Here is a 16,304-nt window from a genome sequence, read left to right on the forward strand (position 1 = left end):
TTACAAATCCCTTCGCAGTCTTGGGTCGAGCATGTCCCGCAGCCCGTCACCGACCATTTGCAGCGACAGCACGGAAAGAATGATGGCAAAGCCGGGGAAATAGGTCATCCAGTCCGCCTGGCCGATATATTGGCGGCCGGCGGAGATCATGGTTCCCCAGGTGGGTATTTCGGGGCTGACACCGAGCCCCAGAAACGACAGGCCGGCCTCGGCCAGCATGGCGCTGGCGAAAAGGAAGGTGCATTGCACGAGGATCGGCGAGACCAGATTGCGCAGCACATGCCGCGTCATGATGTGGAAGGTGGAGATGCCGAGCGCCTTCGCCGCCTCCACATAGGGTAATTCGCGGATCACCAGCGTCGAGGCGCGCACGATGCGGGCAAGGCGCGGCGAATAGACAACGGCAAGCGCGATGATGACAGTCGCCAGCGACGGGCCGAGCGCCGCTACCAGCGCAATCGCCAGCAGAATATCCGGAAAGGCCATCATCGCATCGATCAGGCGGGCAATCGGCGTATCCAGCTTCTGGAAGAAACCGGCAAGCAGGCCGAGCGTGATGCCGATCAGCGCCGAAAGCGCCACCACGGCGGCACCGACCAGAAGCGACAGCCTTCCGGCATAAATGGTGCGCGAGAAGACGTCGCGACCGAACTCGTCGGTGCCGAACCAGTAAAGCTCGCTTGGCGGCTTCAGGCGGTTCACAATCGACAGTTTCGATGGCGAATACGGCGCAATCATCGGCGCGAAAACCGCGAGAAGCACGAAGACCAGCAGCACGATGAGACCGGCAGCGACCGTCTTGCGCTTCAGGAGGCGCCGGATGAACAGGACGGTCGGGTTGCGTGCCGGCGGGGCGGTGGAAACGATATCGGCCATCAGTAACGAACCCTCGGATCGACCAGCAGATAGAGCATGTCGATTGCAAAATTGATGAGCACGTAAAGCCCGGCGATGACGAGAAGCGCGCCCTGAATGACCGGATAATCCCGCCGGAGAACGGCCGAGACGACGAGATTGCCGACGCCCGGCAGACCGAAAACGGTTTCCGTGACGACTGCGCCGGAAATCAGCACGGCGGCGGTAAGTCCGAGCACGGTCAGGATGGGAATAAGCGCGTTTTTCAGCGCATGTTTCATCACCACGCGGCGCTCCTTGACGCCCTTGGCACGGGCGGTGCGGACATAGTCGTCACCTAAAACATCCAGCATCGAGGCGCGGGTGAAGCGCAGGATGAGGGCGGAGGAAACGAGGCCGAGCGCGATGGCCGGCAGCGTCAGGTGATACATGCGCTCAAGGAAGCTCGCGCCCGGACCGCCATAACCCGATACCGGGAACATATCGAGCCGGACGGCGAAGACCTGCATGAGAATGAGGCCAAGCCAGAAGCTCGGAATGCTCGCCGCCAGCATTGCAATGGTGGTGGCTGCCTGATCCACGAAGGAACCGCGCCGGTAAGCGGCGTAAATGCCGATGGGAAGGGCTATGATGCTGGCGATCAACAGCGAAAAAATCGTCAGGAAGAAGGTCGGTTCGGCCCGGTCCAGCAGCGCTGAACCGACCGGCATGTTAAGAAAGATCGACTGGCCGAGATCGCCCTTCAGCAATTGCCCGATATAATAGACATATTGCACGCCAAGCGACTGGTCGAGGCCGAGCCGGCTGCGCAACTCCGCAATGTCCTGCGCCGAGGCATCCGGCCCCAGCATCACGGCCGCCGGGTCTCCGGGTGTTACGCGCAGGATGACGAAGACGATGGTGACGACAAGGAACATCACCACGATCATTCCCGCAAGTCTCTGGAAAATATACCGTATCACGTATAATAGCTCCGAAGCGCGTGATTGCCGCTATCAGGCGACGGTTGAAACGGGTTGCTTAAAGATCGACTGCTCACTTCCGTCATGCCGGACTTGATCCGGCATCCAGCCACCACGCGTTCGCGTGGTGAAAAGGTCTCTTGCGATCAAGGACTTGATCGCGCTGGACCCCGGCTCAAGGCCGGGGTGACGGCGTGCGGTGCCGGCCTTATTTCGTAACCGAAGCATTCCAGAAATAAGGCCATGGAGCCGGATCGACGCCTTCCAGCTTATTGGACTTGGCCGCCACGGCATTGAAGTCGCCGATCTTGATGAGCGGCAGCTCGGCATAGATCGTTTTCTGCACATTGGCCCAGAGCGCGATACGCTTGTCCGGATCGGCTTCGGAAGTGAAGGCGTCAACCGCCGCCTTGCGCGCCGGCGTATCCCACCAGCCCGGCGAGCCGGTGGAGAGCGCGCCGATCAGCGCCGGCTCCGGCAGGAAGGGGCTATGAGTGATGTAGATATCCCAGAGCTTCGGGTCGGCGCGGCGCTGCGTCAGCGTCGCCCAGTCCACCACCTGCATATCCACCTTGAAACCGGCAAGCTTCAGATATTCCGCCGCGACCTGCGCCATCTTGTAATGGAACTCATATTGCCGGCTGGTGAGGATGCGCAGCGGCTCGCCGTTGTAACCGGCCGCCTTCAGCTTTTCGGCGGCGGCTTCCGGATTGCCGAGATTATAATTGCCTTCGACGCCCTCTTCCGAATGCCAGGAGAAATTATCGGGATAATAGGCGCCATCGAGCGCATAAAAATCCGTGCTGCCGAAAGCGGCCGCCAGCATATCCTCCATGTTCAGCGCTTCGGTCACCGCCTTGCGGACCTCCAGCTTGGAAGAAAGCCCCTCCTTCGTGTTGAACACGAAGACCGGATAACCGAAAGGCTTCAGCATCAAAGGCTGCGAGGCAGACGACGACTTCACCTTGTCGAAGGATTCCACCGGAATGGAATCGACATAATCATATTGCCCGGAAACGGCGGCTTCGACGCGGGTATTCGGATCGGGCACCGGAACGAAGCGGATTTCATCGAGATACTGATGGCGTGCACCGCCATAACCATCGCTTTCGCCGTCGCGGGACTTGTAGCCATCGAAACGGACGAGCTGGATATACTGGTCGGCCTTGCGTTCCTTCAGCATATAGGGGCCGGTGCCGATGAATTCGGCCATCGGCTCCGCCTGCTTTTCGGCCGGCAGGATGATGGCTGCGGAATTGTTGAAGGCGAGCAGCGAAGCGAGCGGCGCATAGGGCTGCTTGAGGGCAATCGTGACCGTTCCGGCATCCGGCGCGGAGATATTCTCGATAAAGCCGGCTGCCTGCTTGCCGCGCGAGGCGATCTTCATCCAGCGGCCGAGCGAGGCGACGACATCTTCGGACGTCATGTTGCTGCCGTCATGGAACTTGATGCCCTGCCTGAGCTTGATTGTGTAAGTTTTGCCGTCCGCACTGATCTCGGGCAGGCTTTCCGCCAGAAGCGGTGTCACCTTCCAGCCCTTGTCGAAGGTATAGAGCGTTTCGAAAATATGCTGCGTGACGATGCCGACGAGATCGGCAGTAGACGCCATGGGGTCGAGGGTCGGCGGTTCGCCGATCGTGGCGACATTGATGACGCCACCCTTCTCCGCAGCCATCATTACACCCGGCGCAAGCAGCAAAGCGGCGGTGGCGAGAAATGCAAGTTTACGTCTCATGGTCAAGCTCCCAGCTCTTATGTGTTCCATTATTATGTTATATGCATCTTTATAACAGAATATCTCGATAAGACGCCTTGTCAATGACAATGCGGCACGATGATGGGTTTCCATGATCGGCGAAACGCAGGACAGGTATTTGCGAAAGAAGGCGGCATCGTTTAAGGCGATGAAAAAACGGGAGTTTCGCCAAAAATACGGCGTGCCGTGATAACCATCTCTTCCGGCTGGGAGAGAGGGAATGACGACCGGCGTTTGACTGCAAAGGAAGAAAGGGAATTAAGAAGGTTGGATATTTCGCATTTGCGAACAAAGTGCTATTAAAGAGCGGACTAACGCTAGGCCACCACAGACATACCGGCATATTCTTATTAATCGTTACGCTATTTGACGCCGCCAGCCGTATTTTCAAGGGCTGCAGACAGACCTGATATTCTACACCGCCAAACTTTATTCCATGGCGGAACATTAATTTTTATTACGTTGAAATTATTGAGGAAATTATGAAGACGGCAATCGTGCATGACTGGCTCACCGACAGAGGCGGGGCCGAAAAAGTGCTTCACAACCTTCTTGAAATTTACCCTCACGCGGATCTGTACTGCCTTGTCGATTTCATGAGCGAGCGCGACCGGGGGTTTCTCGGCGGCCGTCCCGTCAACACTTCCTTCATCCAGAAGCTGCCTTTCGCCCGGAAAAAATACCGCTCCTATCTGCCGCTGATGCCGCTCGCCATCGAACAGTTCGATCTGAGCGGCTACGATCTGGTGATTTCCTCGAGCTATGCGGTTGCCAAGGGCGTCATCACCGGCCCGGGCCAGTTTCACGTCTCCTATATCCATAGCCCCATCCGCTACGCCTGGGACCTCCAGCACCAGTATCTCAAGGAAACCAGACTGACGCGCGGCTTCACCTCATGGATCGCGCGCGCCATTCTGCACTATATCCGCATGTGGGACATCCGCACCGCCAACGGTGTCGACCTGATGACGGTCAACTCCAAATTCATCCGTAACCGGGTGCGCAAGTGTTATGGCCGCGATTCCACCGTGATCTATCCGCCGGTGGACACCTCCCATCTTTCCCCGTCCGAGCTTAAGGGTGACTATTTCGTCACAGCATCGCGGCTGGTGCCCTACAAGAAGGTGCACCTGATCGTGGAAGCCTTTGCAAAGATGCCCGACAAACGGCTGGTCGTCATCGGCGACGGGCCGGACATGAAACGCATCCGCGAAATCGCCACGCCGAATGTCGAAATTCTAGGTTTCGTCGGCAATGACGAGCTTCACAAATACATGGCCGAGGCCAAGGCCTTCGTCTTTGCGGCAGAAGACGATTTCGGCATCGTGCCGGTCGAATCCCAGGCGCTCGGCACACCGGTCATCGCCTATGGCAAGGGCGGCGTGCTGGAAACCGTCGTTCCGCTCGGCGCCTCCAACCATCCGACCGGCCTTTATTTCGGTGAGCAGACACCGGAGGCGATCTGCGCCGCCGTACAGGAGTTCGTCGACAATTCCGACCGCTTCGACAAGAACGCCTGCATCAACAATGCCGCCCGCTTCTCACGCGAGCGTTTCCTGCGGGAATTCGCGGATACCGTGAATTTCGCACTGGCTGAGCGGGCATGACAGGCACATAAAAACATTTACAAAACAATTAATTAGTCTTCACGTCAGTCAACAGCAAAAGAAACCGCGCAAGCGTGACAAAACTGCACTAGCGCAATGCAGCAATCAAAGAGATTATGGCATCCGACTGAATATTGAAGCGCAACAATACTGACACCATCAGGGGATTCGAACATCGTGCCTCGCCCGGAATTTTTCGGCGCAGTTGAGCGATGATGAACTTGAAGCATCGTCTGAAATTGGGCATATGCCTGATAGGAGACGTAAACATCCTGGGATGCGATTCCGCTGAACGGATGTAATGCCGGTTTGGATTTCCTTTACCGGTGTCATTTATGAAGTGCTTATTTTTAAAAACTTATACGATGTCCGGATTATTTCTGCTTTTCGGACGACATTCATTTCGAGGACCAAATGCGTTTATTGAATGTTTCGATTCTGCTTGCCTCTGCAGCACTGGCGGGTTGCACGGTTACTGCGGCCTCCGGCCCCGATGCAGCCTCGATCGAATCTAACGCTTCTGTGAAATTCGCCTCCAAGGACAAGCAGAAAACCGCCGGTGTCGACTACGCGCTGCTCGACATCAACAGCTCCGTCCTCAACTACGTCGGCGACACCACAACCACCACCCTGCTCGGCAGTTTCGGCGGCGGCAAGGGCGGCGTTCCGGCGCTGCCGATGGGCGTCGGCGACGTGGTGCAGGTCGCGATCTTTGAAAGCCAGGCCGGCGGCCTCTTCATTCCGAACGACGCGGGCAGCCGTCCCGGCAACTTCATCAGCCTGCCGAACCAGACCGTGGACCGGGAAGGCAATATCAGCGTTCCCTATGCGGGCAAGATTCGCGCCACCGGCCGCAATGTCGAGGATGTGCAGAGCGAAATCGAGGAACGGCTCGCCAACCGCGCCATCGAGCCGCAGGTTCTCATCACCAAGATTTCCAGCCGCTCCGCACAGGCCTCCGTGCTGGGCGACGTCAAGGAACCGACGAAAGTTCAGCTTTCGGAAGCGGGCGATCGGGTTCTCGACGTCATCTCCTATGCAAAGGGCCTCAGCGCCCCGAATATCGAATCCTATGTCACGCTGATCCGCCGCGGCAAGACCGCCCGCGTCAATTACAACCACCTCGTCAGCACGCCGTCCGAAAATATCTATGTGGTTCCGGGCGACACGATCATGGTGGAACGTGAACGCCGCACCTACCTTGCCTTCGGCGCTTCGGGCCTCAACGGACGTTTCGAGTTCGAGGATGCCGATCTCAAGCTTTCGGATGCACTCGGCAAAGCGGGCGGACTGCTCGATTCCCGTGCTGACCCGGCTCAGGTCTATGTCTATCGTATCGTCAAGCGCGATCTTCTCGTGAAGCTCGGCATCAATACGTCGAAGTTCCCCGGACAGGACGTTCCGGTCATCTTCCGCGCCAATCTGCGCGATCCGTCGACCTTCTTCGCCGCCACGAAGTTCCCGATGCAGGATCGCGACATCATCTATGTCACCAACTCGCAGGCCACCGAACTTTACAAGTTCCTGGATCTCGTCGGCTCCGTACCGGCAACGACGGGCAATGTCGCCGAGGACGTGCTTGCGACCCGCAACGCCATCCGGGCCTTCTAATCGGAGGCTTTTCACCATCCATGCCAGAGCCGCCCCGGAAACGAGGCGGCTTTTTCTTTGGCCGGAACCAGTGGCGAAAGGGAACATGGTCAAGCATTGCATGGGGCAGGAACCGAAAACGTCAGTTCCCCAAAAGACAGGGCATATAGCGACGGTCATTGTCGCCGCCATTACAAAAGTTTAAGGTGATTTCGCAGCGCATTGGGTGTCTTGTGGGGGAAAGCTGCTCCCAAGGCTTACCGCACATGTTCGGGAAACATGTATCGCTCTCATTACGCGGAATCGTCAGATGAAACGTTTCTGGACCGCTCTCAGCGTTCTTGCCATCGCAGCCGCCGGTGCCTGGTATTTCAAGGATCGCCTGCCGCTCGATCAAGTCCCCTATCTCAAGCAATTTGCCAGCGTGTCCCCCAGGGCCGACGCCGAAACGGCGGCGAAGTCCTCCCAAAGCGGCCAACCAGCCCGGCAGCAGGGACAAAGACAGGGCGGAGGACGGCGCAATGGCGGGCCACCCACCGTCAGCACCATCGCCGTCGGCAAGGCGACGCTGCCGATGGATGCAACGGCGACGGGCTGGGCGGTTGCGGCCGACATCACCAATATCGCGCCGCTTCAGGCCGGCCTTGTCATGGAAATCGAGGCGAAGGACGGTCAGCATATCAAGGCGGGCGACCTTATCCTCAAGATGGATGACCGCATCGCCCGCGCCGCTGTCGACAAGGACAAGGCCAATATCGCCGCCGATCAGGCAACGCTGGAGCAGACGGAGGCCGCCTTCCAGCGCGCCGCCAACCTCGTCAAGCAGAGCGCGGAATCCCAGCAGGTGCTGGATCAGGCAAGGGCGGCGCGGGATAGCGCCAGCGCCAAGATCGATGCCGACAAGGCAACGCTTGCCTCCGACCAGGTGACGCTCGAGCACATGGAAATCCGTGCCCCTTTCGATGGGCGGCTCGGTGATATCAGCGTCAGCCCCGGCGCCTATCTCAGCGCCGGCGTCAATATCGTGACGATCACCAAATACGATCCGATTTCGGTCAGTTTCCGGCTCTCACAGCGCTATCTACCGCAATTGCGCGAAGGCGTGGCGAAGGATACCGCAGTCGATGTCGACCCCGCGGCGACGGGGGGCGAACCGATGAGCGGCGTACTGCGGTTCTACGACAATACGGTGGATCAGACCTCCGGTACGGTGCTGGCCAAGGCGGAATTCAAGAACGATCGCGGTCTTTTATGGCCCGGCCAGTCCGTCAATGTCACCGCGCACTTCGTTTCGGACGATGAAATGATCGTTGTGCCGACGGTCGCCGTGCGGCCGGGGCCGAAGGGCAATTTCGTCTATACCGTCGATAGCGAGCATCATGCCCATATGACGCCGGTGGAAGTCGCCCGCTCGAATGGCGATCTTACCGCCATCGCAAGCGGCCTCAATGATGGCGAGCATGTGATTATCGAGGGTCAATCCGAACTTGCCGACGGCCAGTTCGTGGTCGAGCAATTTTCCGACAAGGGCGGCGCGGCCGGCAATCTGGCCGCCAATATTCCGCAGGAAAAGGTTGGCGACCAATGATCCCGAATTTCTGCATCAACCGGCCCGTCGCCACTACGCTTCTCGCCATCGGCCTGGTGCTGGCCGGGCTTGCCGGCTTCCGCCTGCTGCCCGTCGCCGCCCTGCCGAAGGTGGATTTCCCGACGATCAACGTTTCCTCGTCGCTTTCCGGCGCTTCGCCACAAACCATGGCCACATCGGTCACCACACCGCTGGTCAAGCAGTTCGAGACCATTCCCGGCGTCAGCGAAATCAGCGCCACCAATACGCTCGGCAACAGCTCGATCGTGCTGCAGTTCGATCTCAACCGCGATATCGATGCAGCGGCAGCCGATGTGCAGGCCGCGATTTCCCGCGCGCAGCGGCAATTGCCGAGCAACATGACGACGACGCCGAGCTATCGCAAGACCAATCCGGCCGATGCGCCGGTGCTGCTGCTGGCCGTCAATAGCAAGGAGATGCCGACCAGCAAGGTGGACGAAATCGCCGAGAACATCATCTCGCCGCTTCTTTCCACCATATCGGGCGTCGCGCAGGTGAGCATCTATGGCGCGCAGACCTATGCCGTGCGTATCGGCCTCGATCCGGCCCAGCTTCAGGCAAGAGGGCTCGGCGTCGACACCGTCACCACCGCCATCGCCCAGGCGAATAATCAGGTGCCCGTCGGGGCGTTGCAGAACGACAATCAGCGCCTGACGATCGAGGCCGATACCCAGCGCACCAATGCGGCCGCCTTCCGCTCGCTGGTCGTCTCGACGAATAATGGCGCGCCGATCCATCTCGGCGATATCGCCAATGTCACCGACAGCATCGACAACACCAATGCCGGCAGCTGGTTCGACGGCGAACAGGCCATCGTTCTTGCCGTGCAGCGCCAGCCGGACGCCAATACGGTCGATGTAGTGGACGCCATCAAGGCCAAGCTGCCGGCGCTTCACCAGCAGTTGCCGCCTTCGGTCAATATCAACGTCATGAATGACGCCTCGACCGCCATCAAGGACGCGATTTCGGACGTTCAGTTCACGCTGTTTCTTACCATCGGACTGGTGGTTGCGGTTATCTATCTCTTCACCGGGCACCTGACGGCGACCATCATTCCGGGCCTTGCCGTGCCTCTGTCTCTCATCACCGCCTTCGGCATGATGTATGTTCTGGGCTACAGCATCGACAATATCTCGCTGCTCGGCCTGACACTTTCGGTGGGGCTGGTGGTGGACGACGCCATCGTCATGCTGGAAAACATCCTGCGCCTGCATGAAAAAGGCCTGCCCATGCGCGAAGCGGCCCTTCAGGGCGCGGCGGAAGTCAGCAGCACCATTCTCTCCATGTCCGTCTCGCTGGTTGCGGTCTTCATTCCCATCCTGTTGATGGGCGGCGTCATCGGCAGACTCTTCAACGAATTCGGCATGGTCGTCACGCTCGCGATCATGGCCTCGGCACTGGTCTCGCTGACGGTGACGCCGATGCTCGCTTCGCGCCTCTCCGGCCACTCCTCCAGACCACCGGCGATCATCCGCTGGTTCGATGCGGGTTTCGAACGGACGCTACGCGCCTATGGCCGCGCCGTCGGCTGGTGCCTCACCCATCGCCGCATCGTTTTGGCATCGTTTCTTGCTTCGGTCGCGGCATCGCTCTATCTCTTCGAAACCCTGCCCTCCAGCTTCTTTCCCCAGGAAGATATTGGTCGTCTTTCGGTTTCGACACAGGCGCGTGAGGATATTTCCTATACGGCGATGCGCGATCTCCAGGCTCAGGTCGCCGATCAGATCCGCAAGAATCCGGCCGTGGTGCACGTCACCTCCATTGTCGGCGGCAATTCACGCAATCCGCTGAACAACGGCTCGATGTTCGTGGAGCTGAAGCCCAAGGAAGAGCGCGCGCCGCTGAGCCAGGTGCTGACGGAACTGGGGCAGGCCACATCGAAAGTGGCGGGCATCCGCACCTATATCAATCCGCAGCAGAGCCTGCGTTTCGGCGGGCGCAGCTCCGCCAGCCAATACCAGCTCGTCGTTCAGGGCCTGAATGCCGACACGACCAATGAATGGTCGAACAAGCTGATGGAAGCGATGCGCCGCGACCACACCTTCACCTCCGTCACGTCAGATGCCCAGAACGGCGCGATCGCCGCGACGATTTCCGTCGATCCGGAAAAGGCCGCCGCCTTCGGCATCACCAATGACCAGTTGCGCAAGACGCTGGAAATGTCCTTTGGCGGTTATACGGCGGCACAGATCCAGTCCACCGGCGACAGCTACGACGTGATTGTGGAATTCGACAGCTCGAAACCGTGGAATGATGATTTCCTCAGCGATATCAACATTCTTTCGGCGAAATCGGGCGTTCTGGTTCCGCTTTCAAACTTCGCCACGCTCACCCGCACACAGGCGCCTGTCACCATCAACCAGACGGGCCAGCTCGTCTCCACCACCATCTCCTTCAACCTGCCGGATGGCGTGGCGCTTTCCGATGCCACAAGCCGGATCGATCAGATCAAGAGCACGATAGGCCTGCCGCAGGATGTCTTCACCAGTTATGGCGGCACGGCGGCGATCTTCCAGCAGAGCCAGGGCAATACCGGCATCCTCATTCTGGCGGCGGTGCTGACCATCTATGTGGTTCTCGGCGTGCTTTACGAGAGCTTCATCCACCCGCTGACTATCCTCTCCGGCCTGCCGGCGGCGGCCTTCGGCGCACTGGTGGCGCTGAAGGTGATGGGCATGGATTTCTCGATCATCGCGCTGATCGGCCTGCTGATGCTGATCGGCATCGTCAAGAAAAACGCGATCATGATGATCGATGTCGCGGTGGAACTGATGCGGGAAAAGGCCGAACCGCCCGCAACCGCCATTCACGAGGCCTGCGTGCGCCGGTTCCGGCCGATCATGATGACGACCTTCTGCGCGCTGCTTGGGGCGCTTCCCATCGCGCTCGGCTCGGGCGCGAGTTCGGAACTGCGCCAGCCGCTCGGCATCGCCGTGGTCGGCGGCCTCATCGTCTCGCAATTGCTGACGCTGTTCATCACGCCTGTCATCTTCGTGGAAATGGACCGGTTCGGCCATTTCCTCACCGGGCTGTTTTCCCGCCGGAAAAAGGCGGAAAAACACGCCGAGCCGCAAAAGCCGGAAGGGACCGGCGAACCGGACTCCGTTGCCGCTTAACGCAGATTTTCGAGGCGCTTCAGCGCCTCGGCAAATCCCTTGCCCTGCAACTGGAACGAAATGATGCGCCCCTCGAGATCAGGGGCCTCAATCGTCAAGGTCTGCTCCGCCTTCAAGGCCGACGCGAGTTCCACGAATGGCGTGAAGGAAACAATGCAACCCACCGGCAGACAGGTGCTGACCTGCACTTCCTGCAGCCGGATATTTCCGGATTTCACCGAAAAAAGCTTCGTGACAGCCAGACCGAAAGGCATCACCAATACGCCGGAAAGCCTGTCCGGCCTTGCCGCATCGTCCAGCCGGAATTCGGCGGACATGGCCAGCTTGCGCGTTTTTTCCTCGAGCTGTATCTGGGCGATGGCGCAGAGCGGTTTTACGGCTGCAACGGCATCCCCTGTTTTCGCAAGCGCTGCACAGGCGACCTGCCAGCTGCCATAAACCTCATGCAAGGGCGCAACCGTCTTCGCAGCCTCCTGCGCAGGCGAACCATTCGCCCCACCGGTGACGGCGAAAATAAGCAGGAATGCTTTCCAGAGCCGGTTTAGAGTGCACGTCATCAGAAACGAACTCCCAGCTCGGCAAAGGCGGATTGCTCCACCACCCCCGCTCCGAAAACTGCACCATAACGGAATGTCAAAGTGGCGAAGGGATTGAGATCATAGCTCAGGCCGACATTCAGCAATGCCACATTACGCGCCGTCGCAGCACTTGCGACGGAAAAGCCGCTGCCGCCATCATAAAATAATCTGCTCTCCAGAGCCCTATCGCCATAGCCATGTCGCCACGCCACGTCGAACATCGCCCGCCCAAGCCCACCCTCAACGGCGAAATCGCGACTGATGCGCGCGCCGAGCGTGGTATAGAGCTGGCCGTGGTTTGCCGGGCCGGACGAAACGGCGGCAATGCCGCCAATCTCCTGAAAAGCATCCGTATGGGTGTTCACGTAGCTGATATTGGCATAGGGCTCGACATGGGTCGGGTCGAAATCGAAACGCCAGGCCGCTTCAGCAAAGGCCTGCGTGGTGGAGGCATCGTAACCGGCAGCGAGTTCCCCCTTCAGTGTCGAAAACGAAATCGCCCGTTGGGTTTCCACATTCTGAAAGGCGTGAATTGCGCCGAAGTTCAGGGAAGTGGGTCCAATCGCCGTGCCCGCATAGGCGGCGAGATAATAGCTGTCCACATTCGCCGACGCGGCGAGGTCGATCTGGCTGACGGTGTCGCGACCGTAACCGGCGGCCAGACCCGTGCGCCAGCCGTTGTCCCAATCTCCATCGACACCGAAAAGAACGCCGCCACCATTGGTCTCGACAGAAAAACCATGACCATCGCCACCGAGACGACTGCGCGAGCCAAAACCACTGGACCAGAAAGTGAGGTGGTCTTCGCCGATATTCTCTGGTTGCTTTCCGCCTGAACCGGCAATGGGCAGGATCGGTCGCGCATCGATACCGTTAAAGGCGCTGCGCATCCTGTCGAGAATAACGTCGCGCGTCAGCTGGCTACGGCTTATCAACGCCATTGCAAGCGAAGGCTGGAGCGCGCCCGCAAGCTGCGAGAAGGCGGATTGGGCTTCTCCCTGCTGAAGAAACACGGCTGCTTGATAAAGCGGTGCAGCCTCCCCCAGCGCCTCGACAGCATTCGCCGCGCCCGCATTTTCCGTCGACGTCGCGGAGGCAAGGAGCCCTGCCTCAAGCGATGTCCGGGTGAAGGAGAGATAGGCGGTACCGCTATCGGTGCTCTTCGTTACGCTTGCGATCAAATAGGCGAAATTTTCATCTATGCTGGAAAAAACGCCGGTAACGCCGCCGGTCGCCGTCAAGATGGTGTATCTTGTGCGGAGACTATAGGCCGAATGGCTCGAAAGCGTCGTGACGACGAGATTGACATTGTTGCCGATGGTGATCGTGCCATTGACATCGAGCCTGTCGGAATTGCCGGACGCATCGATTTCGACCGAATAGACCGAGCCGCTGGCGAATGTCACATCGCCGGTGGAGGTGAGCGTGCCGATGGAATTGCCAGGCGAAAGCGTGCCGCCGGAAGCAACGGTCAGGCCGCCAATGGTGCCGGAACCGCCAAGCGTCGCCCCGTCATCTACGAAAACGGTGCTGACAAGCGAGCCGTTGACGCTGAGCTTGCCGGACGAAACCTCGGTAATGCCAGTATATGTGCTGTCGCCGCTAAGAACCAGATTGCCATCGCCCGTCTTCTCAAAAGCGCCGGTGCCGCTGACGGCATTCGAAAAAATTCCCGCACCTTCCACGACAAGTTGCGAATTATTGATGATTTCTCCCGAACCGAAGCCTGTCGCCCCTCCCGTCAATGTGCCGGCCGCAATCGTGGTGCCGCCGGAATAGCTGTTGTTACCGGTAAGAACCAGATTGCCGCTGCCCGTCTTCTCAATGGCGCCGGAACCGCTGATGACATTCGAAAGCGTACCCGCCCCATCCACGACAAGCTGCGCATCGTTGGCGATCCTGCCCGAACCGAAACTCGTGGCGCTTCCCTTCAGCGTTCCGGCAGAGACACTGGTACCACCGGAATAGGTGTTCTGGCCGCTGAGCGTCGTCACGCCGTTTTCCGCATCGACATGGCCTGCGCCGAAAATATCGGCCGACAAGGTATAATTCGTCTCGGAATGGTTGAACACGATGCGGCCGTTGCCGGCACCGAACACGATCGCCTCCGCCTCGACTTCCCCGGCGGAACGTTCCGTCTGCCCGGCAGCGGCGCCAATATTCAGCACACCGGTCGATCCCGCTTCGGATGCAATGATGAGGATTGTCGCAGCAAGCGAAGCACCGCCCGTCACCTCCACCGCACCGCTGCCGGCGTGGCCTATAGTAAGGGCATTCTCGGTTTCGACGCGCGATCCTACGCCGCTCACCCGCAATATCCCGCTCGAACCCGCCCTCGTGCCCAATAAAAGCCGATAGGCATCGAGCGAACCGCCATCGGACACTATAGCCCTGCCGAAACCACCGTATCCGATATCCATATAGCCGGAATAGGCAAGATTATTGTCGACCCGCACGGTTACACTCGAGTCGGCCCCGTCTATTGTCATCGTGCCGGAAGAGCCAGCAAAATAGCCCAGCTTGACCTCGCCTGCCCGAATATCACCGCCAGTAGTGACCGCAACCTCTCCTTCCGCACCTCGCTGATCGCCGACGATCAGGGCCCTGGCCAGCGTCCAGCTCGATCCGCCGCCAGAGACGATCACGGAGGACTTCGAACCGGCGAGCGTCGCGACATATCCATTATCGCTGGTGACAGTGCCGCCCGCCCAGACATGCAGGGACGCCTCGCCGGCGCCGCCCACATAGAGGTCGCCGTCATTACGCAGGGTGGTTCCGGAACCGGAAACAGCGGCGGAGCCGGTGCTGCCAGCGTTTGCAGCAAGAACGGTGCGGGCGGAACCGACGATCCCCCCACCGGTTATGGCCAGCTCGCCGGCGCCGTCAACGCCCACGCCAAGGCCGCCGCTTCCAGCCGTCCAGGCAGAACCGCCGCCGTCCACAGTCACGTGACCCGTAGAGCCGGCAACAATGCCGAGGCGCCCGGAGACGCTTTCCACCGTACCGCCCGTCTCGACGGTAAGCCTGCCACTCCCGGCATTTCCGATGGGATCAGAAGCATCGCCACCGATCAGCAAGCCGCCTGTCATCCATTTGGTGCCGCCACCTTTTATAGTAACAATACCTACCGAATGGCGGCCGATAACTACGGTTCCGCTGTCAACGGTCGCCGCCGTGCCGACCGACATGGTGGCGGCACCCAAATTACCGACGACCAGAGTACCTTCTGTTTCCAGCAGAGAACCTGCGCCATTTATTGTGAGCGCACTCGAATCCGACGACTCCAAATCGCCAATCACGGTCGTGCCCCGGCTCGCAACCACCCCACCGCCGGCAATGGTGAAAACTCCAGTACCGCCACCGCCGACAACCATTCCGTCGGAAACGCTCAGGCTGCTGCCCTGTCCTTCCACGGATACTGTTCCGAGCATGCCGTCCCCGTTGGCCACGACCAGCCCGCCAGTTTCCAGACGGCTTGCGCCCAGTACCTCCAGCAGATTGACGCCACCGCCGTAGCCCACGAAAATCGTGCCGGAATTCTCGAAACTGGATGAATCGTCCAGCACGAAGGTGCCCTGTCCCGTCTGATCCTTGCCAACGTAGATATTTCCGCCGGAAACCGCCTGACTGCCTCCAATGAGGCGGAGTTCGCCGAGACCGCTTTCACCCACCGACACATCGCGGTCGTTCGACCATGTTCCTCCAGAAAAATTCAGGGTGCCGGAGACGCCAAAGGAATTTCCGAGACGGGTATAGGCTGTCGACAGGCCACCTTCGACCGACATGGTGCCATCCGCCGTGATCCCTACAAACAAATCGTAGGCTTTGGCCTCTTTGCCGTCGGCGATCGTCGGCCCATCACCATTGATCATGGCCGCATCATCCGGCCCGGGCACCCATAGGTAAGAAGGCCAATTGGAAGTGGAAAACCAGTCGTCCGTCGCGGAGCCCTGCCAGACTATCGTCTCGGCTAAGGCAGGGTGAGATATTGCAACGGAAAACAACAAAATGAGGAAGCTCGCCGGTGTCTGCCGGGAACGCCCGGGCGAAACTATCGCCCTTAAGCCAGTCTTTCGCGGCTTCCCCGTTTGACGGTAGAAACAACCGGACATCCAACCTCCCATACCGGCGCTTCGCTCCGCCCTCTCCCGATCCGGCGAATCATCCTCATATTCAACTCAATTAGCCCATTTGGAAAAATAATTGCCATAAATCATAATAGAACTCATAT

General features: G+C 59.3%; 9 protein-coding genes. 4 read left to right on the forward strand and 5 right to left on the reverse strand.

Features of this window, described 5'->3' with window-relative positions; translation table 11 throughout:
• The 3 genes from L904_RS09400 to L904_RS09410 form a co-directional block, all read right to left on the reverse strand.
• Nucleotides 1-876: an ABC transporter permease gene (locus L904_RS09400; RefSeq protein ID WP_020808540.1), complete on the reverse strand. Its 876-nt coding sequence runs from the start codon at nt 874-876 to the stop codon at nt 1-3.
• Nucleotides 876-1,817, reverse strand: coding sequence for an ABC transporter permease (locus L904_RS09405; RefSeq protein WP_020808539.1), 942 nt, complete (start codon nt 1,815-1,817; stop codon nt 876-878). Before L904_RS09405 ends, L904_RS09400 begins: the two co-directional genes overlap by 1 nt.
• 208 nt (nt 1,818-2,025) lie before the next feature.
• A complete protein-coding gene (locus tag L904_RS09410) occupies nt 2,026-3,552 on the reverse strand; it encodes an ABC transporter substrate-binding protein (RefSeq protein ID WP_020808538.1) in 1,527 nt (508 codons plus the stop codon).
• A 503-nt stretch (nt 3,553-4,055) separates the two neighbouring features.
• On the opposite strand from L904_RS09410, the gene L904_RS09415 reads away from it, so the two are divergent.
• The 4 genes from L904_RS09415 to L904_RS09430 all read left to right on the forward strand — a co-directional run bounded on the left by L904_RS09415 (nt 4,056) and on the right by L904_RS09430 (nt 11,495).
• A complete protein-coding gene (locus tag L904_RS09415) occupies nt 4,056-5,180 on the forward strand; it encodes a glycosyltransferase family 4 protein (RefSeq protein ID WP_003519874.1) in 1,125 nt (374 codons plus the stop codon).
• Between the two features lie 414 nt (nt 5,181-5,594).
• Complete coding sequence (locus L904_RS09420; RefSeq protein ID WP_003519875.1) at nt 5,595-6,791, forward strand: polysaccharide biosynthesis/export family protein; 1,197 nt, start codon at nt 5,595-5,597, stop codon at nt 6,789-6,791.
• A 289-nt stretch (nt 6,792-7,080) separates the two neighbouring features.
• Nucleotides 7,081-8,358 (forward strand): efflux RND transporter periplasmic adaptor subunit, encoded by a 1,278-nt coding sequence (locus tag L904_RS09425; RefSeq protein ID WP_035263644.1) that lies wholly within the window; start codon nt 7,081-7,083, stop codon nt 8,356-8,358.
• Entirely contained in the window at nt 8,355-11,495 is a 3,141-nt protein-coding gene (locus L904_RS09430) for an efflux RND transporter permease subunit (RefSeq protein ID WP_020810534.1), read from the forward strand. The genes L904_RS09425 and L904_RS09430 overlap by 4 nt, the downstream gene beginning before the upstream one ends.
• On the opposite strand, the gene L904_RS09435 is transcribed toward L904_RS09430, so the two are convergent.
• Both L904_RS09435 and L904_RS09440 read right to left on the reverse strand, forming a co-directional pair.
• Complete coding sequence (locus L904_RS09435; protein ID WP_020810533.1) at nt 11,492-12,052, reverse strand: invasion associated locus B family protein; 561 nt, start codon at nt 12,050-12,052, stop codon at nt 11,492-11,494. The genes L904_RS09430 and L904_RS09435 overlap by 4 nt on opposite strands.
• Nucleotides 12,052-15,945: an autotransporter domain-containing protein gene (locus L904_RS09440; RefSeq protein ID WP_245267317.1), complete on the reverse strand. Its 3,894-nt coding sequence runs from the start codon at nt 15,943-15,945 to the stop codon at nt 12,052-12,054. The genes L904_RS09435 and L904_RS09440 overlap by 1 nt, the downstream gene beginning before the upstream one ends.
• Between the last annotated feature and the right edge of the window lie 359 nt (nt 15,946-16,304).

Origin of the sequence: Agrobacterium sp. LY4, from assembly GCF_001526585.1 — a bacterium.
Taxonomy (GTDB): Bacteria; Pseudomonadota; Alphaproteobacteria; order Rhizobiales; family Rhizobiaceae; genus Agrobacterium; species Agrobacterium leguminum.

Excerpts from the sequence above, each read along its gene's own strand:
- L904_RS09400 (WP_020808540.1), bottom strand. The coding sequence starts at position 876 with ATGGCCGATATCGTTTCCACCGCCCCGCCGGCACGCAACCCGACCGTC.
- L904_RS09410 (WP_020808538.1), bottom strand. The coding sequence starts at position 3,552 with ATGAGACGTAAACTTGCATTTCTCGCCACCGCCGCTTTGCTGCTTGCG.
- L904_RS09415 (WP_003519874.1), top strand. The coding sequence starts at position 4,056 with ATGAAGACGGCAATCGTGCATGACTGGCTCACCGACAGAGGCGGGGCC.
- L904_RS09420 (WP_003519875.1), top strand. The coding sequence starts at position 5,595 with ATGCGTTTATTGAATGTTTCGATTCTGCTTGCCTCTGCAGCACTGGCG.
- L904_RS09425 (WP_035263644.1), top strand. The coding sequence starts at position 7,081 with ATGAAACGTTTCTGGACCGCTCTCAGCGTTCTTGCCATCGCAGCCGCC.
- L904_RS09430 (WP_020810534.1), top strand. The coding sequence starts at position 8,355 with ATGATCCCGAATTTCTGCATCAACCGGCCCGTCGCCACTACGCTTCTC.
- L904_RS09435 (WP_020810533.1), bottom strand. The coding sequence starts at position 12,052 with ATGACGTGCACTCTAAACCGGCTCTGGAAAGCATTCCTGCTTATTTTC.
- L904_RS09440 (WP_245267317.1), bottom strand. The coding sequence starts at position 15,945 with ATGATCAATGGTGATGGGCCGACGATCGCCGACGGCAAAGAGGCCAAA.